A 22,082-nucleotide genomic window follows, 5' to 3' on the forward strand; every position below is an offset into this window, starting at 1 on the left:
GCTGCAGTGATGTGGCGTGGAACGCGTGGTTGGTGCGGCGGCTGGGGAGTATAGGCACCCTGTTGGGTCCTGAAACAACCAACGGTTTGTTTCGGACATGGATCCTGGACGGTTCCGAGGACCGCGGTCGTGGGTGGCCGGAGGCTTGGGCTGATACAACGTTCAGGGTTTGGTGTTGGTTGAGAATTGCACAGTGGATGCGAGCATCTTTATTGCTTTGTGGTCAAGTTGCTGAGGGCGTACGGTGGATGCCTTGGCACCAGGAGCCGATGAAGGACGTGGGAGGCCGCGATAGGCCTGGGGGAGCTGTCAACCGAGCTGTGATCCCAGGGTGTCCGAATGGGGGAACCCGGCACCAGTCATGTGGTGTCACTCCTGCCTGAACACATAGGGCAGGTAGAGGGAACGCGGGGAAGTGAAACATCTCAGTACCCGCAGGAAGAGAAAACAATTGTGATTCCGTGAGTAGTGGCGAGCGAAAGCGGATGAGGCTAAACCAGGCATGTGTGATACCCGGCAGGGGTTGCATGTCTGGGGTTGTGGGGCGCGTCTGCACTGGTCTGCCGGCTGGTGGCACAGTCAGAAAATCGTGGGTTAGTCGAAGTCCGCTGGAAAGCGGCACCGTAGACGGTGAGAGTCCGGTAGGCGAAAACTTGCGGTCTGTGTTGGCGTGTTCCCGAGTAGCGGCGGACTCCTGTAATCTGCCGTGAATCTGCCAGGACCACTTGGTAAGCCTAAATACTCCCTGGTGACCGATAGCGGACGAGTACCGTGAGGGAAAGGTGAAAAGTACCCCGGGAGGGGAGTGAAATAGTACCTGAAACCGTGCGCCTACAATCCGTCGGAGCGTCCTGGCTTTATGTCGGGGGTGACGGCGTGCCTTTTGAAGAATGAGCCTGCGAGTTAGTGATACGTGGCGAGGTTAACCCGTGTGGGGGAGCCGTAGCGAAAGCGAGTCTGAATAGGGCGTTCAGTCGCGTGTCCTAGACCCGAAGCGGAGTGATCTAGCCATGGGCAGGCTGAAGCGCGGGTAAGACCGCGTGGAGGGCCGAACCCACCAACGTTGAAAAGTTGGGGGATGATCTGTGGTTAGGGGTGAAAGGCCAATCAAACTCCGTGATAGCTGGTTCTCCCCGAAATGCATTTAGGTGCAGCGTCATGTGTTTCTTGCCGGAGGTAGAGCACTGGATGGCCTAGGGGGCCCACAAGCTTACTGAAGTCAACCAAACTCCGAATGCCGGTAAGTGAGAGCGTGGCAGTGAGACTGCGGGGGATAAGCTTCGTAGTCGAGAGGGAAACAGCCCAGATCACCAGCTAAGGCCCCTAAGCGTGTGCTAAGTGGTAAAGGATGTGGGGTCGCATAGACAACCAGGAGGTTGGCTTAGAAGCAGCCACCCTTGAAAGAGTGCGTAATAGCTCACTGGTCAAGTGGTTCCGCGCCGACAATGTAGCGGGGCTCAAGCACACCGCCGAAGCTGTGGCATTCACACGTGTACCAGGCCTTTGTGGTCCAGGTGTGTGGATGGGTAGGGGAGCGTCGTGTCACCGGTGAAGCGGCGGAGTGATCCAGCCGTGGAGGTGACGCGAGTGAGAATGCAGGCATGAGTAGCGAAAGCAGGGTGAGAAACCCTGCCGCCGGATGACCAAGGGTTCCAGGGCCAGGCTAATCCGCCCTGGGTGAGTCGGGGCCTAAGGCGAGGCCGAGAGGCGTAGTCGATGGACAACGGGTTGATATTCCCGTACCCGCGTAGAAGCGTCCATGCTGAACCTGCTTGTACTAACGTCACAATGGTCTGAACCTTTCGGGGGGATGGCCGGCGTTTCGGAACTCGGGTGGTAGTAGGCAAGCGATGGGGTGACGCAGGAGGGTAGCTGGGCCCGGCCGGTGGTTGTGCCGGGGCAAGCGTGTAGCCCGTGCTGTAGGCAAATCCGCAGCACATGAGGGTGAGGCGTGAAGCGGAGCCGTTTCAGGTGAAGCCAGTGATCCCATGCTGCCGAGAAAAGCCTCTAGCGAGTTTCGAGCGGCCCGTACCCCAAACCGACACAGGTGGTCAGGTAGAGAATACCGAGGCGATCGGGCGAACTGTGGTTAAGGAACTCGGCAAATTGCCCCCGTAACTTCGGGAGAAGGGGGGCCACCGATGGTGAGACCACATGCTGGTGGAGCGGTTGGTGGCCGCAGAGACCAGGGGGAAGCGACTGTTTACTAAAAACACAGGTCCATGCTAAGTCGTAAGACGACGTATATGGACTGACGCCTGCCCGGTGCTGGAACGTTAAGGGGACCTGTTAGTCCTTCGGGGCGAAGCGGAGAACTTAAGCGCCAGTAAACGGCGGTGGTAACTATAACCATCCTAAGGTAGCGAAATTCCTTGTCGGGTAAGTTCCGACCTGCACGAATGGCGTAACGACTTCCCCACTGTCTCAACCACAGGCCCGGCGAAATTGCACTACGAGTAAAGATGCTCGTTACGCGCGGCAGGACGGAAAGACCCCGGGACCTTCACTATAGCTTGACATTGGTACTCGAATTCGATTGTGTAGGATAGGTGGGAGCCTATGAAACCCTCACGCCAGTGGGGGTGGAGGCAAGCTTGAAATACCACTCTGTTGGATTTGGGTATCTAACCTTGGACCGTGAGCCGGTTCAGGGACAGTGTCTGGTGGGTAGTTTAACTGGGGCGGTTGCCTCCTAAAATGTAACGGAGGCGCCCAAAGGTTCCCTCAGCCTGGTTGGCAATCAGGTGTTGAGTGCAAGTGCACAAGGGGGCTTGACTGTGAGACTGACAGGTCGAGCAGGGACGAAAGTCGGGACTAGTGATCCGGCACTGGCAGGTGGAAGCGGTGTCGCTCAACGGATAAAAGGTACCCCGGGGATAACAGGCTGATCTTCCCCAAGAGTCCATATCGACGGGATGGTTTGGCACCTCGATGTCGGCTCGTCGCATCCTGGGGCTGGAGTAGGTCCCAAGGGTTGGGCTGTTCGCCCATTAAAGCGGTACGCGAGCTGGGTTTAGAACGTCGTGAGACAGTTCGGTCCCTATCCGCCGCGCGCGTAGGATACTTGAGAAGGGCTGTCCCTAGTACGAGAGGACCGGGACGGACGAACCTCTGGTGTGCCAGTTGTTCTGCCAAGAGCACGGCTGGTTGGCTACGTTCGGAAGGGATAACCGCTGAAAGCATCTAAGCGGGAAGCTCGCTTCGAGATGAGGTATCCCACCCCTTGAGGGTTAAGGCCCCCAGCGAGACCACTGGGTTGATAGGCCGGAAGTGGAAGCCTGGTAACAGGTTTGAGCTGACCGGTACTAATAGGCCGAGGACTTGACCTACAACATCAAGCTGTAAAGACTTGCATCCACTGTGTGATTCTGAACCAACACCGGACGCACCCCAATGGCGGGAGACCGTCTGGGTGTGCGGGGTTGACAGGTTCATAGTGTTACGGCGGCCATAGCGGAGGGGAAACGCCCGGTCCCATTCCGAACCCGGAAGCTAAGCCCTCCAGCGCCGATGGTACTGCACCCGAGAGAGTGTGGGAGAGTAGGACGCCGCCGGACTAACGTTCCTTCAGGGGCCCACCGATCATGGTGGGCCCCTGAAGCGTTTCCTGGACACGACGCCAATGTGTTGAGCCGGCCCCGCTGACGCGAGGCCGGCTTTTTGCGTTTGTGCGGCACCCGGCTGAGCAGCGCGGCAAAGCACCGCGGTGCTCCGGGAGCGGGGTTCGAGCAGAGACTTGGCGGAGTCGGGCGATTGACCGTTGGAGAATTGCGGCGCGCCCAAGCGACCGGTGGCCGTCCGTTCCGGGATCGCGGGCAGCGGCCGAATTGTGTCGGCGGCGGGGATCGGCCCAGCGGCGGCGGATTCCGCGAGCGTGACCGAGGCGTGCGGCCCGGCGGCGGCGGATTTGCGAGCGCGACCGAGGCAAGCGGCCCAGCGGCCGCGGACTCCGCGAGCGTGACCGTGGCGAGCGGCCGACCGTGGCGGATTCCGCGAACGGGTGACCGGCCCAGCGAGCCGCGGACCGGTCCGCACCGAGACACACGTGAGCGGCGAGGTGCGGGTCGGTTTGGCGTACGCACATGTGAGCGGCGAGTTGCGGACCGGCCCGCACCGAGACACACATGAGCGGCGAGCCGCGGGTCGGTTGGCGGACGCTTGCACGTGAGCGCGAGCCGCGGGTCGGTCGGCGGGCGGTCGCACGACGTTACGGTCGGTCGGTCCGGTCTGAGCGGAGGCGGCGGAGGTCGTAGGCTGGCGCGCGATGCAGTTCGGGGTGCTCGGGCCGCTCGCCGTGACCACCGACGCCGGCGAGGCCGTCGTCGTGCCCGGGATCAAGGTGCGCGTCCTGCTCGCCGACCTGCTGCTGCACCGCAACCGCGTCGTGTCCGCTGACCGGCTCATCGACGACCTCTGGGGCGATGACCCGCCCGCGAACCCGGCCGGCGCGTTGCAGGTGCGGGTTTCCCAGCTGCGCAAGGCGCTCAACGACGCCGAGCCGGGCGCCCGCGGCCTGGTCGAGTCGAGGGCGCCGGGCTACCTGCTGCGCACCGATGCCGTCGACGCCGACCGGTTCGGCGTGCTCGCCGGCTCCGACGACGTCGCGGACCTCACGGCGGCGCTCGCGCTCTGGCGGGGCGAGCCGTACGCGGACATGGCCGATGAGGAGTTCGTACGCGCGGAGGTCGAGCGGCTGGCGCAGCAGCGCCTCGCCGTGCACGAGCGGCTCGCCGAGGCCCGGCTGGTCCGTGGGGAGCCGGACCTCGTCGCCGCCGATCTGGCGGGGCTCGTCGCCCGGCACCCGCTGCGCGAGCGGCTTCGCGCGCTGCAGCTGCGGGCCCTGTACGCGGCCGGCCGCCCCGCCGAGGCCCTCGACAGCTATGCCGAGCTGCGCGACCGGCTCGCGGAGGAGCTCGGCCTCGACCCGGGGCCCGAGCTGGTCACGATCCACCGGCAGATCCTCGGCCACGATGCGGCGCTGGCCCCGGCATCGGGCCGGGACGCGGCGGACCCGACCGGGAAGGCGGGGATGGCGCCGGAGGCGAAGCTACCGGCCGCATCGGGCCCGGACGCGGCGGACCCGACCGGGAAAGCGGGGAAGGCGCCGGCCCCGGCAGCGAGCCCGGAGGCGACGGGCCCGACCGGGAAGGCGGGGAAGGGACCGGAGGTGAAGCCACCGGCGGCGCTGATCCGCAATGCCCTCCCCGCGCGGCTGGACGAGCTCGTCGGCCGGGCCGAGGCGCTTGCCGAGCTGCGGCCCCTGCTCGCCCGGCAGCGCCTCGTCACGCTTGTCGGGCCCGGCGGCGTGGGCAAGACCCGCCTCGCCACCGAGGCCGTCCGCGGCCTGGACCCGGACGATGTCGTCTTCGTCGAGCTGGCGCCCGTCCCGGCCGGCGGCGACATCGCGGAGCGGGTGCTGGCCGCGCTCGGCGTGCTGGAGGCGGCGGGTGCGGAGCTGAGCGCCGACGATCGCCTGCTGGCCGCGCTCGGGCCGCGCGCCGTGACCGTCGTGCTCGACAACTGCGAGCACGTCATCGCCCCGGCCGCGGCGCTCGCCGGTCGGCTGCTGCGCGGCGCGCCCGGCGTCCGGGTGTTCGCGACCAGCCGGGAGCCGTTGGGCATCGGTGGGGAGTGCGTGTGGGACGTACCGCCGCTGACGCTCCCGGAGAACGAGCACGACCTCGACGCGGTCCGGCGCTCCGCGGCCGCCCGCCTGTTCGCTGCCCGTGCCGCGGCCCAGCAGCGCACGTTCCGCCTGGACGAGCGCACCGCGCCCGAGGTGGCCCGGCTGTGCCGGCGCCTCGACGGGCTGCCCCTCGCCCTGGAGCTGGCCGCGACCCGGGTGCGGGCGCTCGGCCTGCACGGCGTGGTGGAGCGCCTCGACAACCGGTTCGCGCTGCTCGCCACGCAGCAGCGGGACGTGCCCGAGCGGCAGCGCACCCTCGCCGCCGTCATCGCCTGGAGCTGGGACCTGCTCGACGCCGAGGAGCGGCGGGTCCTGGCCCGGCTCTCGGTGTTCGCCGACGGCTGCACCCCGGAGGCGGCCGAGCAGGTCTGCGGCACCGACCTCGACCTGCTCGCCCGGCTGGTCGATCGCTCGCTGGTCGTCGTAGACGAAGGCCCGCGCTATCGCCTGCTCGAGTCGGTGGCCGCGTTCGCCGCCGACCGCCTTGCCGCCGACCGGTTCGGCGACGGCAGCGGCGCAGCCGGAGACGGTGGCAAAGGTGCTGGCGGGGCCGGTGGCAAAGGCGCTGGTGGGGACAGTGATGAAGGCGATGGCGAGGGCGGCGAGATCCGCGACCGGCACGCCGCCTACTACACCGCCCTCGCCGAGCGGGCCGACCCGCACCTGCGCGGCCCCGAGCAGCAGCACTGGCTGGCGGTCCTCGACGCCGAGTCGGCGAACCTCGGTCGCGCCCTGGAGCGGACGGGGGGCGACCCGCGGCTGCCGGCGGCGCTGAGCTGGTACTGGTTCCTGCGCGGCCGGCTGACCGAGGCGCGGCGGGCGTTCGGTCCCGTCGCCGGGGGGCCGTGGAAGCTGGGCTTCGCGCTGCTGCTCGGCGCGCCCGTCGTCGCGCGGGACGTGCGGGCCGCGCTTGACGGCGCGCCGGGCGTGGCCCGCTGGTTCGTGGCCAACGCCGTGTTCGAGCGCGGCGACCTGGCCCTGGCCGACGAGGTGCTGCCGGTCGGCGGGGACGATCCCTGGGTCGAGGCGGCGACGTCGGTCACGCGGGCGACATTCGCGCACGCCGCCGGCGACCTCGACTCGCTCGAGCACTACGGCACCCGCGCCGCCGCGCTCTTCGCCGAGCTCGGCGACCGCTGGGGCCGCCTGCAGGCCACGAACTGGGTCGGCGGCCTCGCCGACATGCGCGGCGAGCACGAGCGGGCCGCGGCCCTGCACCGCGAGGGGCTGCGCTGGGCCGAGGAGCTCGCGCTCTGGCCCGAGGTGGCGAGCAAGCTCTCCTGGCTGGCCTGGCTCGCCGTGCAGACCCGCGACTACGCAACCGCCCGCGAGCTCGGGGAGCGCGCCCTCGCCCGGGCGCGTGAGCAGGGCAACCCGGCCGCCGTGGTCTTCGCCGAGCTCGGCCTCGGCATCGCCGCCCGCCGCGCCGGCCGGCTGGACGAGGCCGACGTGCACCTGGGCCGCCTGGCCGACCAGGGCCGCGGGGAGCCCCAGCCCGCGCTGTATCTGCCGATGGTGCTGGTCGAGCTCGGCTACGCCGCCGAGCAGCGCGGCGAGCCGGACGAGGCCCGCGCCCTGCACCTGGAGGCGCTCGACGCCGCCGACGCGATGGGGGCACCCCGCGACGCCATCGTCGCCGTGGAGGGCCTGGCCGCCGTCACCGCCGCGGACGAGGACGCGGCCCGGCTCCTCGGCGCCGCCGCCAAGTCCCGCGAAACGCACGGCGTCGCGGCGGCCCCCGCCGAGCGCGACGAGATCGAACGGGTGACGCAACGCCTGCTCGCCACCCTCGGCGCACAGCGCTTCAAGGCGCTGCACGCCGAGGGCGGCGAGGCGGACGTCATGCTCGCACGGGAACGTAGGTCGCGATGATCACGCCGCTCTTGTGGGTCCGGGTGCCGGCCAGCTCGAACGAGGCCGCGAAGTCGGTCAGCTGCGCGGTCAGGCTCGGGCCGCCGACCAGCACCGGGTGAATCCAGAAGTGCACCTCGTCGACGAGCCCGGCCTTGACGAGCTGGGCCGTGACGGAGCCGTAGCCGTATTGGATGATGCCCTTGCCGTCGACCTCCTTGAGCGCGCGCACCGCCTCCACGAGGTCGCCCTGCAGCACCTCGGTGTTGTTCCAGGTCGGGTCGGTCAGCGTGGTGGAGGCGACGTATTTCTTCACGTTGTTGAAGTAGGCGGCGCCGGTGGTCGGGTCGCTCTCGTCCCGCGCCGGCCACGCCACCGACATGCCGTCGTAGGTCACGCGGCCCATGAGCATCGCGTCGGCGTTCTCGGTGAGCTGCCCCGCCAAGGCCTGGGCCTCGGCGTCGAAGTAGGGCATCGTCCACATCGGGTTCTCGATGACGCCGTCGAGGGTGATGTACGTCGAGTTGACCAGCTTGCGCATCGAATGCTCCTTGGTGTCGTGCCCGTGTGCGTCTGACACCAACGACCTTGCCGCAACGGCCTTACGAATTCCTTTCGATCGGCCTTACGGGGCGAAAGCACGCCCGAAGGGGCGAAAGCGAAGGCGCGCCCGAGGGGGACGAAAGGCGAAGACGCCCCCGAAGACGCCCCCGAAGACGCCCCCGAAGGCGCGCCTGAAGGGGCGAAAGGCGAAGACGCCCCCGAAGGCGCCCCCGAAGGGGATGAAGGACGAAAGGGCGAAAGCGCCGCCCGCGGGTCAGTGCGGCTCAGGCACGACGAGCGCCAGCGGCGCGGCGCCCAGACCGCGAACGGGCAGGCTGCCCGGCCCCCCGAGGTAGTACCCCTGACCGAACGTGACCCCGAGCTCCAGCAGCGCATCACGCTCCTGGCGGGTCTCGATCCCCTCCGCGATCAGCGACGCGCCGATGTCCGCCGCGAAGGAGACGAGCGACCGGGTCAACGCCTGCCGCACCGGATCGGCGTGAACCCGGCGGATGAGGTCGATGTCGAGCTTGATGACGTCGGGGCGCAGCTGCAGGATGTGGCGGAGGCTCGCGTACCCGGCCCCGGCGTCGTCGATCGCCAGCTGGATGCCCGCGTCGCGCAGGCGGTCGGTGGCGGTCACGAGGCGCCCGTAGTCGCCGACCTGGGTGTGCTCGGTGAGCTCGATGCCGATGCGGCGGTGCGCGTACCGCAGCAGGGTCGCCTGGATGTCCGCGGTCAGCACGGCCTCGGCGGAGAGGTTCACCCCGAGCCAGGCCCCGTCGGGCATCGTGTCGAGGTGCTCGAGGGCGCGCCGCACCGCGAGGTGCTCCAGCTCCGCCCCCATCCCGGCGTGGCTGGCCTCGGCGAACGCGTGCGCGGGCGTCGGGAAGCGCGGGTCGTCGAAGCGCGCCAGCGCCTCGTACGCCACCACGGTGTCGGGCGCCAGCCGCACCACGGGCTGGAACACCATCCGGACGTCGAGCGCGGTGAGGTTCCCGGTCACGGTGTGCGCCGGGCCGAGCGCGGTGGCGTGGTCGAGGTGCCCGCTGACCACCTCCGCGAGCAGCGTGAGGAAGTCCACGGCCCGGTCGCCGAGCGCCGGGGCGGGGCTGCGGCTCACGCAGCACAGCATGCCCGCGGTCCGGCCGTCGGCGTCGTGCCAGGGGACGCCGACGTAGGAGCCGATGCCCATCGTCGCGGTGATGTCCAGGTCGCGGCTGACCGGGTGCCGCCGGGCGTCGGGGACCAGGGGCGGCAGCGTGCCCGCGATCACCCGGGAGCAGAACGAGCCGGCCAGGGCACGGCCCTCGCCGAGCACGACGCGCATCTCGTCGAGGGCGCCGTCGGCGAGCCTGATCACCTGCTCGTCGGCGCTGAACCGGGAGATCCACGCGACGTCCATGCCGAGCTGGGTGCGGGCGAAGCGCAGCAGTCGCTGCAGCTGTGCACGAGCGTCCGACTCGTAGTCCACAGGCCACCTCCGTGCCGGGTCGCGTGGGTCATCGGCCCTCCGGAGCCGACTCTGAGCGCTTTCCCGGCCGCCTCGCGACGCCGGGTGTGCCGATGGGAGTTGCCGGTGCGGGAGCCGGATCCCGGGACGGTCACGGACGCTCCCGCGGGTCCACGCCGCCGGACCGCGCCGCGTAAGCTGCGGCGATGCTGGTCATCTTCGGGTTCCGGACGAAGCGCGAGTTCCTGCGCTGGGTGGCGTTCGTGTGCCGGGTGTGCGGGCAGAGCCAGCGCCTGCCGCTCGTGCGGGAGGTCACGAAGCTCAGCCTGTTCTTCATCCCGCTCTTCCCGATCCGCGTCAAGCACCTCGTGGAGTGCCAGAACCCGGCCTGCCGGGCGGCGACGAAGGTGAGCGGCGAGGAGGCGGGGCGGCTCGTGGCCGCCTGAGCCTTGCTTGACACTCCACCGGCGGTCCCGCCAAGCTTGTCCAGAGAGCGCTCTCAAGCGTCCTGTCGCCTTGTCGGAGATAATGCAGAGAGCGCTCTCTGTGGGGAGGAGAGTCATGCCGAACTCGGCGATCGCCGGCGTGCGGGAGCTGCCGGCGCCGGACCGGGCGTTACCCGGGGTGGTGTACGTCCGCTGCCCGCACCCGCTGACCGGCCCGTGGGCCGCGGTCGTCGAGTGCATCGTGGAGACGCTCGACCGCCACGGGTACGTGGTCCGGTTCGGCCGCGGCGAGCCGCCGGCGGGCGCGGACCTGTGCGGCGCGATCCTGATCGGGGCCGCGGCGCCGGTGCCCTGTCCGTCCGTGGTGATCGGCGACGACGAACCGGCCGCTGCGGCCCTGGGCGCATCGGCCGCGGCCGCACTGCTCAGATCGCTCGCCTGAGCGTCGCGGCTGCGGCAGCAGGACGGCCCGGCACCATCGGGTGCCGGGCCGCCGCTGCGAAGGCCGGTGTGTGGTCGCCTAATGGCGAGTGGCGCGACGCGGCTCCAGCCGAACGGTGTTCCGCGACGGCAATGTGATTGAGGCCCTGGGACACAGTCACACCGACGCTCACCACAACGGTGCCCAGCCCCTCGCGATTCCACTCGGCCGGTGTGACACCAGTCACGACCCCCGGAGCCGATCGCGGGCCGCGTCAGGCGGGTGCGGGCGGATCGCCGGGCCAGGTCCAGCCGGCGATCCCGGGCGGGTCCTCGCCGTGGTCGCGGGTGTAGGTGCGGGCCGCCAGCCGGGCGTCCGCCATCTCCTGGCGCAGCGGCGCCGCCCGCACCGCCAGGCCCGGCACGCGGTCGACGACGTCGATGACGAGCCGGTACCGGTCGAGGTTGTTGAGCATCACCATGTCGAACGGCGTGGTCGTGGTGCCGTGCTCCTGGTAGCCGTGGACGTGCATGTGCTCGTGGTTGACGCGCGCGTACGTCAGCCGGTGGATGAGCCACGGGTAGCCGTGGAACGCGAAGATCACCGGCCGGTCGGCGGTGAACATGGCGTCGAACTCGCGGTCCGGCAGCCCGTGCGGGTGCCGCGACTCGGGCAGCAGGCGCATCAGGTCCACCACGTTGACGACGCGGACCCGCAGGTCCGGCAGCCGCTCCCGCACGATCGCGGCGGCCGCCAGCGTCTCCAGCGTCGGGACGTCACCGGCGCAGGCCAGGACCACGTCGGGCTCCGCGTCGGCGACACCCGCCGGCTCGGTGCCGGCCCACGGCCAGATGCCCAGTCCGCGGGCGCAGTGCAGGGCGGCGTCCTCGGCGCGCAGGTACGACAGCGCCGGCTGCTTCCCGGCGACCACGACGTTGACGTAGTGACGGCTGCGCAGGCAGTGGTCGTAGGTGCACAGCAGCGTGTTGGCGTCCGGCGGCAGGTAGACCCGGACCACCTCCGGCTTCTTGTTCAGCACCACGTCGAGGAAGCCCGGGTCCTGGTGCGTGAAGCCGTTGTGGTCCTGGCGCCACACGTGCGAGGACAGCAGGTAGTTCAGCGACGCCAGCGGCCGCCGCCACGGGATGCGCGACGTCGAGTCCAGCCACTTCGCGTGCTGGTTGAGCATGGCGTCGACGATGTGGATGAACGCCTCGTAGCAGGTGAACAGACCGTGGCGGCCGGTGAGCAGGTACCCCTCCAGCAGTCCCTGGCAGACGTGCTCGGACAGCAGCTCGACGACCCGCCCGGCCGGGTCGAGCCGGTCGTCGGCGGGCTCGGTGAGCGCGTTCCACCGGCGGCCGGTCACCTCCAGCACGTCCTGCAGGCGGTTGCTGGCCAGCTCGTCCGGGGCCGTGATCAGGAACGAGTCCGGGTTGATCGCCACCACGTCGCGCAGCCAGCGGCCGAGCACCCGGGTCGCCTCGTGCGCGACGGTGCCCGGGTTCGGCACCTCCACGGCGTAGCGCCGCCAGGCCGGCAGCTCGAGGTCCTTGCGCAGCAGCCCGCCGTTCGTGTGGGGGTTGGCGCTCATGCGCCGCTCGCCGGCCGGGTTCGACTCCAGCAGCGCCGGCGCCGGGCGCCCGTCCGCGTCGAACAGCTCCTCGGGGCGGTACGAGCGCATCCAGCGCTCCAGCGCCCGCAGGTGCCCGGGATCGGTGCGCACGCCCGGCAGCGGCACCTGGTGGGCGCGGAAGGTGCCCTCGACCGGCTGGCCGTCGACCTCGACCGGGCCGGTCCAGCCCTTGGGCGTGCGCAGGACCACCATCGGCCACCGCACCGGCCGGACCAGGTCGCCGCCGCCGCGGGCGACCGCCTGGATCTCCCGGATCGTGTCGGCGGTGCGGTCGAGGACCCCGGCGAGCTGCTGATGGACGTCGGCCGGGTCGTCGCCGGCCACGATCGCCGGGTCGTACCCGTAGCCCCGCAGCAGCGCCACCAGATCGTCCTCGGGGATGCGGGCCAGCATCGCCGGATTCGCGATCTTGTACCCGTTGAGGTGCAGGACCGGCACCACCGCGCCGTCGTGGGCCGGGTCCAGCAGCTTGCCGACGTGCCAGCTGGCGGCCAGGGGGCCGGTCTCGGCCTCGCCGTCGCCGACGACGCAGAACGCGACGAGGCCCGGGTTGTCCAGCACGGCCCCGAACGCGTGCAGCAGCGAGTACCCCAGCTCCCCGCCCTCGTGGAAGGAGCCGGGCGTCTCCGGGGCCGCGTGGCTGGGCACGCCGCCGGGGAACGAGAACTGCCGGAAGAACCGCCGCAGCCCCTCGCAGTCCTGGGAGATGTGGCTGTACAACTCGCTGTACGTGCCCTCGAGCCAGGCGGCCGCGTTGGGGCCGGGGCCGCCGTGGCCCGGTCCCGCGACGAACACCGCGTCGAGGTCCCGCTCGCGCACGAGCCGGGTCGCGTGGGCCCAGACGAGATTCAGTCCCGGCGTCGTGCCCCAGTGGCCCAGCAGCCGCGGCTTGATGTGCTCGGGGCTCAGCGGCTCGCGCAGCAGCGGGTTGTCCAGCAGGTAGATCTGGCCCACGGACAGGTAGTTGGCGGCCCGCCACCAGGCGTCCAGCCGCTCCAGCCGGTCGCGGTCGAGCACGCCCTGGGCGGGGCCGAGCGGCGCGGGGCCCTCGACAGTGGTCGGACCGGCGGTCGTAGTCGTCATACGGGCGCCGCTACCCCGGCACATGCCGTGTAGACGCGAGCCGGTCACCGCGACGCGGGAGGCGTCCGGCCGGACGGGCCGTGAACCGGCCGGACGCCACACGAGTGTGCGGCCCATCCGCCGGGAGACGGCGCAGCATGAGCCGCACAACAAGCCGCTACCCCACCGGGTCGGAGGTCAATCACATTGTCCGACAGCGGCCGACCGCCTCGGCCTCGGGCCGCACATCGCCGGCAGCGGCAGCGACGAGGACGCAGACGGGTCCGGCGGCCGGGCGCGCCCGCCCAGCGCCCCGGCGTCCCCCGAACCGGTCGACGAGCCGGCCGCCGGGCAGCGGCAGGAGCCCGAACGCGAGGAAGTACACGGTGATGACCCGGCCGAGCGGCTGCGGGGCGGTGCAGCCCCGCTGCCGGCGGCGAGCGTGCGCCGGCATTGCGCCGGCACAGAGGCCCGTCGGGTGGGATGGTGATGGGGTGAGTGTGCTTGCCCCGTCGGTGCGCGGGTCGAGGGCCCCGGCCCGCGGCCGAGGACCCGCCGGCGTCCTCGCCGTCGCGGGGCTGTTCGCCGTGCTGTGGCTGGTCGTCGGGCCGGGCGACGGCGGCTGGCTGTCGTTCGCGGGCCAGCTCGCGGGCGCCGAGGCCGTCCTGCTCATGGCGGCCGCGATCGTCCTCATCTCGGTGCTGCCCGCCGTCGAGTCGTGGTTCGACGGCATCGACCGCGCCGCGATCTGGCACCGGCGGCTCTCGGTGACCGGCATGGTCCTGGTGATCCCGCACGTGCTGTTCTCCTCCGGCCGCCACGGGCCGCCGCCGCAGGCCGGGCCGCCGACGTCCGGCGGTCGCGGCGCCGACGTCGGCGGCCTGCTCGCGCAGGTCGGCGTGTGGGGGCTCGTCGCGCTCGCGGTCTGGGCCGTCGCACCGCGGTGGCGCACGATGCTGCCGTGGCTGGCGCCGTACATCGCCCGCTCGCCGCTGCTGCCGCACCTGCGGCGGGCGTCGCGCCGGCTGCTCGGCGGCTACGAGCGCTGGCGCGCGCTGCACCGGCTGACCGGGCTGTTCCTGGCGGCCGCGTTCGTGCACGGGCTGCTCGACGCGACGATGTTCGGCTCCCGGATCCTGCGCTGGAGCTACCTGGTCGCCGGCGGCATCGGGATCGCCTGCTACGTGTACCGCGAGACGATCGCCCGGTACTTCCTGCCGCTGCACGACTATCAGGTCGCCGCCGTGACCACGATCGCCCCGGGCCTGACCGAGCTCGCGCTCACCCCGGTCGGCCGGCCGCTGCACTTCACGCCGGGACAGTTCGCCATGCTGTTCCTGGAGAGCGCCGACGGCTGGCGGCGGCACCCGTTCACCATCTCCAGCGCCCCGCACGACGATGTGCTGCGCTTCACCATCAAGGCCCTCGGCGACGACACCACCCGCATCCAGACCCTCGTGCGCCCCGGCATGCCCGCGGTCGTCGGCGGCCCCCACGGCCGCTTCGACCACACCCGCGGCACCGACCGGCAGATCTGGATCGCCGGCGGCATCGGCATCACGCCGTTCCTGAGCTGGCTTCGGGCCCTCGACCGGCACCCGCTGCCGCCCCGCGTCGACCTGTTCTACAGCACCGTGGGCGACGCGCCGTTCGCGCGTGAGATCGCCGACGTCGCCGCCGCGCACCCGAACCTGCGGGTGCACCGGCACGACTCCGCCGCCCGCGGCTTCCTCGCCGCCGACGACGTCCTCGCCGCGGCCGGGACCGGCGACGACCCGGGCCGGGTGTCGGTCTTCCTGTGCGGACCGGCCCCGATGGTCGACGCGTTCGTGCGCCGGCTGCGCCGGGCGGGCGTCCCGAGCCGCCAGATCCACCGCGAGCACTTCGACTGGCGCTGACGCCCGCCCCCTGTCCGGCTGCCGCGTCTCTTAAGGGATTCTTAGCCGCCCGGAGGCCGGCTCACAGGATCGTCGCCGATGGTTACGGACATGACGACGACCCTCGCCCCGCCGGTCCGCGCCGTGCGCGCCGCCACCCCACGATGGTGGGCCGACGCCGGCGGCGCGGCCGCGTTCGTGAGCCTGCTCGTGGTGACCGCGCTGTGGGTCGCGGGCGGCGGGGTGCAGGCCGTGGCCCAGTCCTGGACGGACTCCCTCGGCCGGCTCACCGGGCTGCTCGCCTCCGACCTGCTGTTGCTGCAGGTGCTGCTGATGGCCCGGGTGCCGGTGGTCGAGCGGGCGTTCGGGCAGGACCGCCTGGCCCGCTGGCACCGCTGGACCGGGTTCACCTCGTTCCACCTCATGCTCGCGCACATCGTGCTCATCACCGTCGGCTACGCGGGCGACGCGCACGTCAACGTGTTCGCCGAGCTGTGGGACCTGGTCGTCGACTACCCCGGGATGCTGCTGGCCACCGCGGGGACCCTGCTGCTCGTGCTCGTCGTGGTGACGTCGGTGCGGGCGGCCCGGCGGCGGCTGCGCTACGAGTCGTGGCATCTGCTGCACCTGTACGCGTACCTCGGCGTCGGTCTGGCCCTGCCGCACCAGATCTGGACGGGCACCGATTTCGTCTCCTCGCCGTGGTCGCGGGCCTACTGGTGGACCCTGTACGCGGTCTCGGCCGGGGCCGTCGTCGCCTACCGCCTCGGGCTGCCCGCGTGGCGCAACTGGCGGCACCGGCTCGTCGTCGACCGGGTCGTCCCCGAGGGACCGGGCCTGACCTCGGTGTACCTGCGCGGCCGGGACCTCGCCGAGCTGCCGGTGCGGGCCGGGCAGTTCTTCCAGTGGCGCTTCCTCGACGGGCACGGCTGGTCCCGCTCCCACCCGTACTCCCTGTCGGCGACCCCGCACACCGGCGTGCTGCGCATCACCGTCAAGGACCTCGGCGATGGCAGCGCCCGCGTCGCTGGGCTGCGGCCGGGCACCCGCGCGCTCATCGAGGGCCCCTACGGCAAGCTGACCGGCGAGCGGTACACCGGCGGCCCGGTCGTCATGCTGGCCTGCGGCATCGGCGTCACCCCGCTGCTGGCCCTCCTCGGCGAGCTGCCCTACGCCCCCGGGCAGGCCACCCTGGTCTACCGGGCCCGCAGCGAGGCCGAGGTCGCCTTCCGGGCCGAGCTCGACTGGCTGGCCCGCCACCGCGGGGTCCGGATCGTGCACCTGCTCGGCCCCCGCGCCCACGAGGCCTCGTGGCTGCCGGCCGGCGCCCCGCCCCTGCACCACCTCGCCCCGCAGATCGCCGGTGCGCAGGTCTACGTCTGCGGCCCCGACGCCTGGACCGCCGCCGCGACGGCCGCGGCCCGCGGCGCCGGCGCCGGCCCCGTCCACACCGAACAGTTCGCCTGGTAGGAGCCTTCCTTGCGACGCATCACCCTCTGGCTGCTCTCCACCTTCGCGGCCGTCGTGCTGCTCTTCAGCTACCGCACGAGCCTCGGCTCCGCCGCGCCCGCGTCCACACCGGCCGCGGCGGCCGACGGCACCGGCTCCGGCACCACGTCCTCGTCCACCACCACCGGCAACACCGGCACCGGGTCGGGGGACGGCACCGCGAGCGGGACGACCTACCAGGGCTCGGTCGCACCGACCCGCTGGGGCGACGTCCAGGTCACCATCACCGTCTCCGGCGGGAAGATCACCGCCGTCACGGTCCCCGTCTACCCGAACAGCAACGGCAAGGACCGCCAGATCAACGCGCGCGCCCTGCCGACCCTGGTGCGGGAGACCATCGCCGCCCAGAGCGCCGACATCGACTCCGTCTCCGGCGCCACGGTCACCAGCGACGGCTACAAGGAGTCGCTGCAGGCCGCCCTCGACGCCGCCCACCTCAACGCATGAGCACCGCGACCCTCCCGCGCCGTGCCTGGGTCCAGCAGATCATGGGCCTGCCGGTCAGCGTCCACGTGCGCGGCGACGACCCGGACAGCGCCGAGGTCCGGGCCGGTGTCGAGGCCGTCTTCGCCGACCTGCGCCACGCCGACGCGGTCTTCAGCCCGTACCGCGACGACAGTGACCTGAACCACTGGGCCCGCGGCGAGCTCGAAGCCGAGGCGGCGGACCCGGCGTTCGGCGAGGTCCTCACGCTGTGCGAGCGGGCCCGGGAACGCACCGACGGCTGGTTCGACCCGCGCGAGCTGCCCGACCCGCGCACCGGCACGCCCCGCTTCGACCCGTCCGGCCTGGTGAAGGGCTGGGCCGTGCAGCGGGCGGCCGGACGGTTGCGGCAGCTGCGGGGCCGCTCCTGGTGCCTCAACGCCGGCGGCGACGTCCTCGTGCACGCCGAGGACGACCACCCGGCGTGGCGGGTCGGCATCGAGCACCCCGACGACCGCGCGGGGCTGCTGCACGTGCTCGAGCGCCGCGACGGTGCCGTCGCCACCTCCGGCACCGCCCACCGCGGCCGGCACATCATCGATCCCACCACCGGCCGGCCGGCGTCGGCGGTCCGCGCGGTGACGGTGACCGGCCCGCAGCTGCTGTGGGCCGACGTGTACGCGACCGCCGCCGTGGCCCGCGGCCCCGGCTGCCTGCCCTGGCTCAACACGCTGGAGGGCCACGCGGCCCTGCTCGTCTCCGCGTCCGGCCTCGTGCAGGTGACCGAGCCCGGCCCGGCCCCGAGCGCGTAGGCCCCGCCTCAGCCCAGGCAGCAGGGCGGCGGCGAGCGTCGGCAGCAGCACCCGCCACGACACCGCCCCCGCGGGCCGCGCCGGGCGGGCCAGCTACAGCTCGAGCGGCGCCAGGACGAGCAGCACCGCGGCGAACATGCCCCCACGATCGGCAGCCCGGCGGCGGCCAGCACCGGGGCGAGGGCGGCGAAAGCGGCGCCGGTTGATGGAGCTGTTCCGCACCCCCGCTCCCGGGCCGGTGAAGGTCAGCCGCCGTGGCTGGTCGTGGCCGCGGTCGGGGTGGTGCCGTCGCAGGTGACCGTCACGTCGATCGACCGCTTGCCGTGCGTGAACGCGGCCACCGCCGCGACCGCCGGGCCCGGGTTGACCCAGTCGACCCGGTACGGCGAGGCCGCCGACCAGGACGTCAGCTCGGCCTGCCCCGACGGCGTGCACCGGGCCTGGACGGTGCCGCCCGCGGACGTGAACGTGCGCGGCGGCCCGGGCATCGGCTCGGCCGAGGCCGTCGCCGGGCCCGTCGCCGTGCCCGTCGAACCTGTCGTCGCCCCGGGCGCGGCCGCGGCCCTGGACGTCGGGGCGGCACCGGTCGTCGTCACCGGCCGGGCCGAGAGGGCGGCGGCCGTGGAGGTCGGGGGCGGCTCCGCCGGGGCCGGGCCGCCCGGCGCCGTCGACGGCTCGAGCGACGGGCCGGGCTGCGCCGCGGCGGGCACCCGCTGCTGCGAGGCCGGGAACAGCGCCCACGCGAGCAGGCCGGCCGCGGCCGCCGCGCCCAGGACGACGAGGAGGCGGCGCCGGCGCGGCGGCGGGGTGGCGGCCGGGGTGGCCGGGGGTTCGCAGGTCGCGAGGAAGGCGGCCACGTCGTGGGCGGTGGGCCGGTCGGCGGGGTTCTTGGCCAGGCAACGCAGGCACAGGCGGGCGACCTCCGGCCGGACGCCGTCGAGCTCCGGCAGCGGTGGCGGCTCGGCGAAGAGGTGGGCGTCGAGGGTCTCCGCCGGCCGCGACGTGGACCAGGGCAGGCGGCCGGCGAGCAGCTTGTAGAGCAGCATGCCCAGGGAGTACACGTCGGATGCCGGGGTGGTCGGGTCACCGGCGATGCGTTCCGGGGCCAGGTAGGCCGGGGTGCCCATGAGCTCCTCGTCCGGGTCGCCGGAGTCGGCGGTCGCGGCGATGCCGAAGTCGACCACCTTCGCGCCGGTCGGGGCGAGGACGACGTTGGCCGGCTTCACGTCGCGGTGGACCAGGCCGGCGGCGTGCGCGGCGGCCAGGCCGGCGGCGACCTCGCCGCAGATCCGCAGCGCCTCGGCGACGGGCAGGGGCGCGTCGGCGAGGCGCTGATCGAGGGGCAGGCCGGGGACGAGCTCCATGACGATGTACGGCGTGCGGACCCCGCCCTCGACGGTCTCCCCGAAGTCGTGGACCTGCGCGACGTTCGGGTGCGACAGCGCCGCGGCGGCCTGCGCCTCCACCCGGCTGCGCAGCCGGAACGCCGGGTCGCTCGCATACCGGCCGGACAGCAGCTTGACCGCCACGTCCCGCGCCAGCACCTCGTCGCGGGCCCGCCAGACCGTCGACACGCCGCCGACGCCCAGGATGTCGTCGAGCCGGTACCGCCCAGCGATGACCCGCGGTTGCATCGACGTAGTTTGGCACCCGATCACTCGCCCCGCGACCCGGCAGCGCCGCGAACGGACCGCGGCAACGCCCCCACCAGCCAAGACTCGGCCAAATTGGTTGCATGAACGCAAGGATCACGCTCAGGCCCGCGGGGATCATCGACGGTGCGCGCGTCCGCAAATCTTCGTACCGCGGTCGCCGCCCTCCGGCGGCCGCGCCTTCACTCGCCGGTCGCGCCGTCGATCGACTCGCGGAGCAGGTCGGCATGCCCGTTGTGCCGCGCGTACTCCTCGATCATGTGGCACAGGATCCAGCGCAGGCTCGGGCTGCGCCCGTCGGCCCAGGGCCGGGCCGCCGGCCGCCCGAGCCCGCCGTCGCGCAGGGCGGCGGCGGTCCGCTCGCGCGCCCCGGCCACGCTCGACCGCCAGAGCCGCCGCAGCTCCTCGGGGTCGTCCCCGGCCGCCGAGTGCCACTCCCAGTCCGGGTCGGCCGCCCAGTCCACGCCCGCCCAGGGCTCGGGGCGCGCCTCGCCGTCCAGCCGGTACGCGAACCAGTCGTCCTCGACGTACGCCAGGTGCTTGAGCAGCCCGCCGAGCGTCATCGAGGAGACCCCCACCGTCGCCCGCAGCGCGTCCGCGCCGAGCCCGGAGCACTTCCACGCGAGCGTCGCCCGCTGGTAGTCGAGGAACCCCAGCAGGGTCGCGGCCTCGTCCCCGTCCGGCGGCGGCTCCGGCCGCGCGTGCTCGTCCATCCGACGAGTATCGCGCCCGAGCGGCCCCGGCGCACCGTTGGCGCGGCCCGGCGCGTTCCCCCTGCGGCCGCGCGGCCCGGTGTGCCCGGCGCGGCCGGTGCGGGCCCGGTGCCGCGACCCGCCCAGGTTAGGCTAGCCTCACTCCGGTGACCGCCCCGCTGCACGCCTCCGGCATCCTGCGCCGGGCGCTCGCCCGCAACCGCCGCCACGCCGGCCTCGGCACGCTGCTCTACTGCTGCCACCAGCTGTGCGAGTCGGCGGTGCCGATCCTCATCGGCGTCGGCATCGACCGCGCGGTGGCCCCCGGCGACGGCCCCGCCCTGATCGCCTGGATCGGCGCCCTGACCGTCCTCTTCGGGCTGCTGACGATGGCGTACCGCTTCGGCGGCCGCCACCTCATGCGCGCCATCACCGACGAGGCGTACCTGCTGCGCGACGAGCTCGCCGCGAAGATCCTGCACCCGCGCGGCATCCGCACCCCGCTGCGCGCCGGGGAGCTGCTCACCGTCGCGTCCACCGACGCCGACAACGTCTCCTACCTGCTCGACTACGTGCCCCGCGTCGCCGGCGCCGTGACCGCCACGCTGGTCAGCGCCGTCGCGCTCGTCGCCGTCGACTGGCGCCTCGGGGTCGCCGTGCTCGGCGGCACGCCCGTCGTGCTCGGCCTGCTGCAGCTCGCCGGACCGCGCATCGTCCGCCGCGTCGAGGCCCAGCAGGATCTCGCCGGCCGGGCCTCGTCGCTGGCCACGGACCTCGTCACGGGCCTGCGCCCGCTGCGCGGCATCGGGGCCGAGGACGCCGCGGCCCGCCGCTACCGGCAGGTCAGCGGCGCCTCCCTCGCCGCGTCGCTGCGCGCGGCGAGGACCCAGGGCACGTACCTGGCCGCCTCCACCGCCACCAGCGGCCTGCTCGCCGGCGGGGTGGCCGTGCTCGCGGGCTGGTTCGCGCTCACCGGCCGGATCACCGTCGGCGAGCTCATCGCCGTCATCGGACTCGCCCAGTTCCTCATGGAGCCGCTGGGCATGCTCGCCGTCGTGCCGAGCTGGATCGCGCAGGCCCGCGGCTCGGCCGAGCGGGTCGCGCTCGTGCTCAACGCGCCCGAGGTGCTGCCGGAGCCCACCCGCGCGCCCTCCGGCGACGACGTCACGCTCGAACTGGCCGGGGTGCGTCACGGCTCCCTCGACGGGCTGGACCTGCTCGTGCGGCCCGGCGAGTTCGTGGGGGTCGTGGCCTACCGGCCGGCCGACGCCGAGGCGCTCGTCGGGCTGCTCGCGGGGCGGGTCGCGCCCGGGGAGTTCGACGGGGAGGCGCGACTCGGGGGAGTACCGCTGCATGATCTGCGATCCGCCCGGGCGCTGCTGCACGTCGAACCCCACCACACCGACCTCTTCGCCGGCACGCTCGCCGACAACCTCGCGCCCGACGGCGCCGACCCGGACACGCTCGCCGCCGCGCTGCGGGCCTCGGCCGCCGACGAGGTCCTCGCCGCCCACCCGGCCGGCATCGAGCACGCCGTCGACGAGCGCGGCGCCGGGCTCTCCGGCGGCCAGCGGCAGCGGATCGCCCTCGCCCGGGCACTGCTCGCCCGGCCGCCGATCCTCGTCCTGCACGACCCGACCACCGCCGTGGACGCCGTCACCGAGCAGTCGCTCGCGCTCGGCGTACGGGCGCTGCGCCGGGGCCTGACGACGCTCGTGGTCACCAGCAGCCCCGCCCTGCTCGCCGCCGCCGACCGGGTCGTGGTCCTCGACGCGGGCCGCGTCCACACCGTCGGCACCCACGCCACCCTCGGCGCGGGCGAGCCGTCCTACGCGCGGGCGGTGCTGCGGTGAGGCTGCCGATCGCCTCGGCCCGGGGCGCGTGGCGCTGGGTTCGCGGTGCGCTCGGCGCGGGTGAGCTTTCCTGTGCGCGGGCGGTGCTGCGGTGAGGCTGCCGATCGCCTCGGCCCGGGGCATGTGGCGCTGGGTTCGCGGTGCGCTCGGCGCGGGTGAGCTTTCC

At 72.5% G+C, this 22,082-nt stretch carries 14 protein-coding genes and 2 rRNA genes; 10 read left to right on the forward strand and 6 right to left on the reverse strand.

Annotated features, from left to right (window positions below; translation table 11 throughout):
• The first annotated feature begins 221 nt into the window (after positions 1-221).
• The 3 genes from ACQP2P_RS22945 to ACQP2P_RS22955 all read left to right on the forward strand — a co-directional run bounded on the left by ACQP2P_RS22945 (position 222) and on the right by ACQP2P_RS22955 (position 7,558).
• Positions 222-3,329: ribosomal RNA gene (locus ACQP2P_RS22945) — 23S ribosomal RNA — on the forward strand.
• A gap of 111 nt (positions 3,330-3,440) precedes the next feature.
• Positions 3,441-3,557: ribosomal RNA gene (gene rrf, locus ACQP2P_RS22950) — 5S ribosomal RNA — on the forward strand.
• 707 nt (positions 3,558-4,264) lie between these two features.
• On the forward strand, positions 4,265-7,558 hold the full coding sequence (locus ACQP2P_RS22955; protein WP_433603957.1) for an AfsR/SARP family transcriptional regulator: 3,294 nt from the start codon (positions 4,265-4,267) through the stop codon (positions 7,556-7,558).
• Here ACQP2P_RS22955 and ACQP2P_RS22960 read toward each other — a convergent pair.
• Together ACQP2P_RS22960 and ACQP2P_RS22965 are read right to left on the reverse strand one after the other, a co-directional pair.
• Positions 7,527-8,078, reverse strand: coding sequence for a dihydrofolate reductase family protein (locus ACQP2P_RS22960; RefSeq protein ID WP_433603959.1), 552 nt, complete (start codon positions 8,076-8,078; stop codon positions 7,527-7,529). The two genes, ACQP2P_RS22955 and ACQP2P_RS22960, sit on opposite strands and share 32 nt — an antisense overlap.
• A 276-nt stretch (positions 8,079-8,354) precedes the next feature.
• Positions 8,355-9,554 (reverse strand): sensor domain-containing phosphodiesterase, encoded by a 1,200-nt coding sequence (locus tag ACQP2P_RS22965; RefSeq protein WP_433603960.1) that lies wholly within the window; start codon positions 9,552-9,554, stop codon positions 8,355-8,357.
• Positions 9,555-9,739: 185 nt separating this feature from the next.
• Between ACQP2P_RS22965 and ACQP2P_RS22970 the strand changes: the two genes are divergently transcribed.
• Both ACQP2P_RS22970 and ACQP2P_RS22975 read left to right on the forward strand, forming a co-directional pair.
• Positions 9,740-9,979, forward strand: a complete 240-nt coding sequence (locus ACQP2P_RS22970) for a zinc-ribbon domain-containing protein (RefSeq protein ID WP_433603961.1) — start codon at positions 9,740-9,742, stop codon at positions 9,977-9,979.
• 115 nt (positions 9,980-10,094) lie between these two features.
• Positions 10,095-10,421, forward strand: coding sequence for a hypothetical protein (locus ACQP2P_RS22975; protein WP_433603962.1), 327 nt, complete (start codon positions 10,095-10,097; stop codon positions 10,419-10,421).
• A 253-nt stretch (positions 10,422-10,674) separates the two neighbouring features.
• On the opposite strand, the gene ACQP2P_RS22980 is transcribed toward ACQP2P_RS22975, so the two are convergent.
• Both ACQP2P_RS22980 and ACQP2P_RS22985 read right to left on the reverse strand, forming a co-directional pair.
• Complete coding sequence (locus ACQP2P_RS22980; protein WP_433603963.1) at positions 10,675-13,119, reverse strand: phosphoketolase family protein; 2,445 nt, start codon at positions 13,117-13,119, stop codon at positions 10,675-10,677.
• A gap of 181 nt (positions 13,120-13,300) precedes the next feature.
• Complete coding sequence (locus ACQP2P_RS22985; protein WP_433603964.1) at positions 13,301-13,552, reverse strand: hypothetical protein; 252 nt, start codon at positions 13,550-13,552, stop codon at positions 13,301-13,303.
• Between the two features lie 40 nt (positions 13,553-13,592).
• Between ACQP2P_RS22985 and ACQP2P_RS22990 the strand changes: the two genes are divergently transcribed.
• The 4 genes from ACQP2P_RS22990 (at position 13,593) to ACQP2P_RS23005 (ending at position 17,719) form a co-directional block, all read left to right on the forward strand.
• Complete coding sequence (locus ACQP2P_RS22990) at positions 13,593-14,996, forward strand: ferredoxin reductase family protein (RefSeq protein ID WP_433603965.1); 1,404 nt, start codon at positions 13,593-13,595, stop codon at positions 14,994-14,996.
• A gap of 90 nt (positions 14,997-15,086) precedes the next feature.
• Complete coding sequence (locus ACQP2P_RS22995) at positions 15,087-16,445, forward strand: ferredoxin reductase family protein (RefSeq protein ID WP_433603966.1); 1,359 nt, start codon at positions 15,087-15,089, stop codon at positions 16,443-16,445.
• Between the two features lie 9 nt (positions 16,446-16,454).
• Positions 16,455-16,931, forward strand: coding sequence for an FMN-binding protein (locus ACQP2P_RS23000; RefSeq protein ID WP_433603967.1), 477 nt, complete (start codon positions 16,455-16,457; stop codon positions 16,929-16,931).
• Positions 16,928-17,719, forward strand: coding sequence for an FAD:protein FMN transferase (locus ACQP2P_RS23005; protein ID WP_433603968.1), 792 nt, complete (start codon positions 16,928-16,930; stop codon positions 17,717-17,719). Before ACQP2P_RS23000 ends, ACQP2P_RS23005 begins: the two co-directional genes overlap by 4 nt.
• 245 nt (positions 17,720-17,964) lie before the next feature.
• Here the strand turns inward: ACQP2P_RS23005 and ACQP2P_RS23010 are convergent, their stop codons facing one another.
• Together ACQP2P_RS23010 and ACQP2P_RS23015 are read right to left on the reverse strand one after the other, a co-directional pair.
• A complete protein-coding gene (locus tag ACQP2P_RS23010; protein ID WP_433603969.1) occupies positions 17,965-19,353 on the reverse strand; it encodes a serine/threonine-protein kinase in 1,389 nt (462 codons plus the stop codon).
• Between the two features lie 200 nt (positions 19,354-19,553).
• Positions 19,554-20,084, reverse strand: a complete 531-nt coding sequence (locus tag ACQP2P_RS23015; protein ID WP_433603970.1) for a DinB family protein — start codon at positions 20,082-20,084, stop codon at positions 19,554-19,556.
• 146 nt (positions 20,085-20,230) lie between these two features.
• On the opposite strand from ACQP2P_RS23015, the gene ACQP2P_RS23020 reads away from it, so the two are divergent.
• Complete coding sequence (locus ACQP2P_RS23020; protein ID WP_433603971.1) at positions 20,231-21,916, forward strand: ABC transporter ATP-binding protein; 1,686 nt, start codon at positions 20,231-20,233, stop codon at positions 21,914-21,916.
• Positions 21,917-22,082: the final 166 nt, after the last annotated feature.

Source organism: Dactylosporangium sp. CA-139114, assembly GCF_050955725.1.
Lineage (GTDB): Bacteria > Actinomycetota > Actinomycetes > Mycobacteriales > Micromonosporaceae > Dactylosporangium.

What these genes read in the sequence shown, in the direction of transcription:
- ACQP2P_RS22955 (WP_433603957.1), top strand. Translation starts at nt 4,265, where the DNA reads ATGCAGTTCGGGGTGCTCGGGCCGCTCGCCGTGACCACCGACGCCGGC.
- ACQP2P_RS22960 (WP_433603959.1), bottom strand. Translation starts at nt 8,078, where the DNA reads ATGCGCAAGCTGGTCAACTCGACGTACATCACCCTCGACGGCGTCATC.
- ACQP2P_RS22970 (WP_433603961.1), top strand. Translation starts at nt 9,740, where the DNA reads ATGCTGGTCATCTTCGGGTTCCGGACGAAGCGCGAGTTCCTGCGCTGG.
- ACQP2P_RS22975 (WP_433603962.1), top strand. Translation starts at nt 10,095, where the DNA reads ATGCCGAACTCGGCGATCGCCGGCGTGCGGGAGCTGCCGGCGCCGGAC.
- ACQP2P_RS22980 (WP_433603963.1), bottom strand. Translation starts at nt 13,119, where the DNA reads ATGACGACTACGACCGCCGGTCCGACCACTGTCGAGGGCCCCGCGCCG.
- ACQP2P_RS22985 (WP_433603964.1), bottom strand. Translation starts at nt 13,552, where the DNA reads ATGCCGGCGCACGCTCGCCGCCGGCAGCGGGGCTGCACCGCCCCGCAG.
- ACQP2P_RS22995 (WP_433603966.1), top strand. Translation starts at nt 15,087, where the DNA reads ATGACGACGACCCTCGCCCCGCCGGTCCGCGCCGTGCGCGCCGCCACC.
- ACQP2P_RS23005 (WP_433603968.1), top strand. Translation starts at nt 16,928, where the DNA reads ATGAGCACCGCGACCCTCCCGCGCCGTGCCTGGGTCCAGCAGATCATG.
- ACQP2P_RS23010 (WP_433603969.1), bottom strand. Translation starts at nt 19,353, where the DNA reads ATGCAACCGCGGGTCATCGCTGGGCGGTACCGGCTCGACGACATCCTG.
- ACQP2P_RS23015 (WP_433603970.1), bottom strand. Translation starts at nt 20,084, where the DNA reads ATGGACGAGCACGCGCGGCCGGAGCCGCCGCCGGACGGGGACGAGGCC.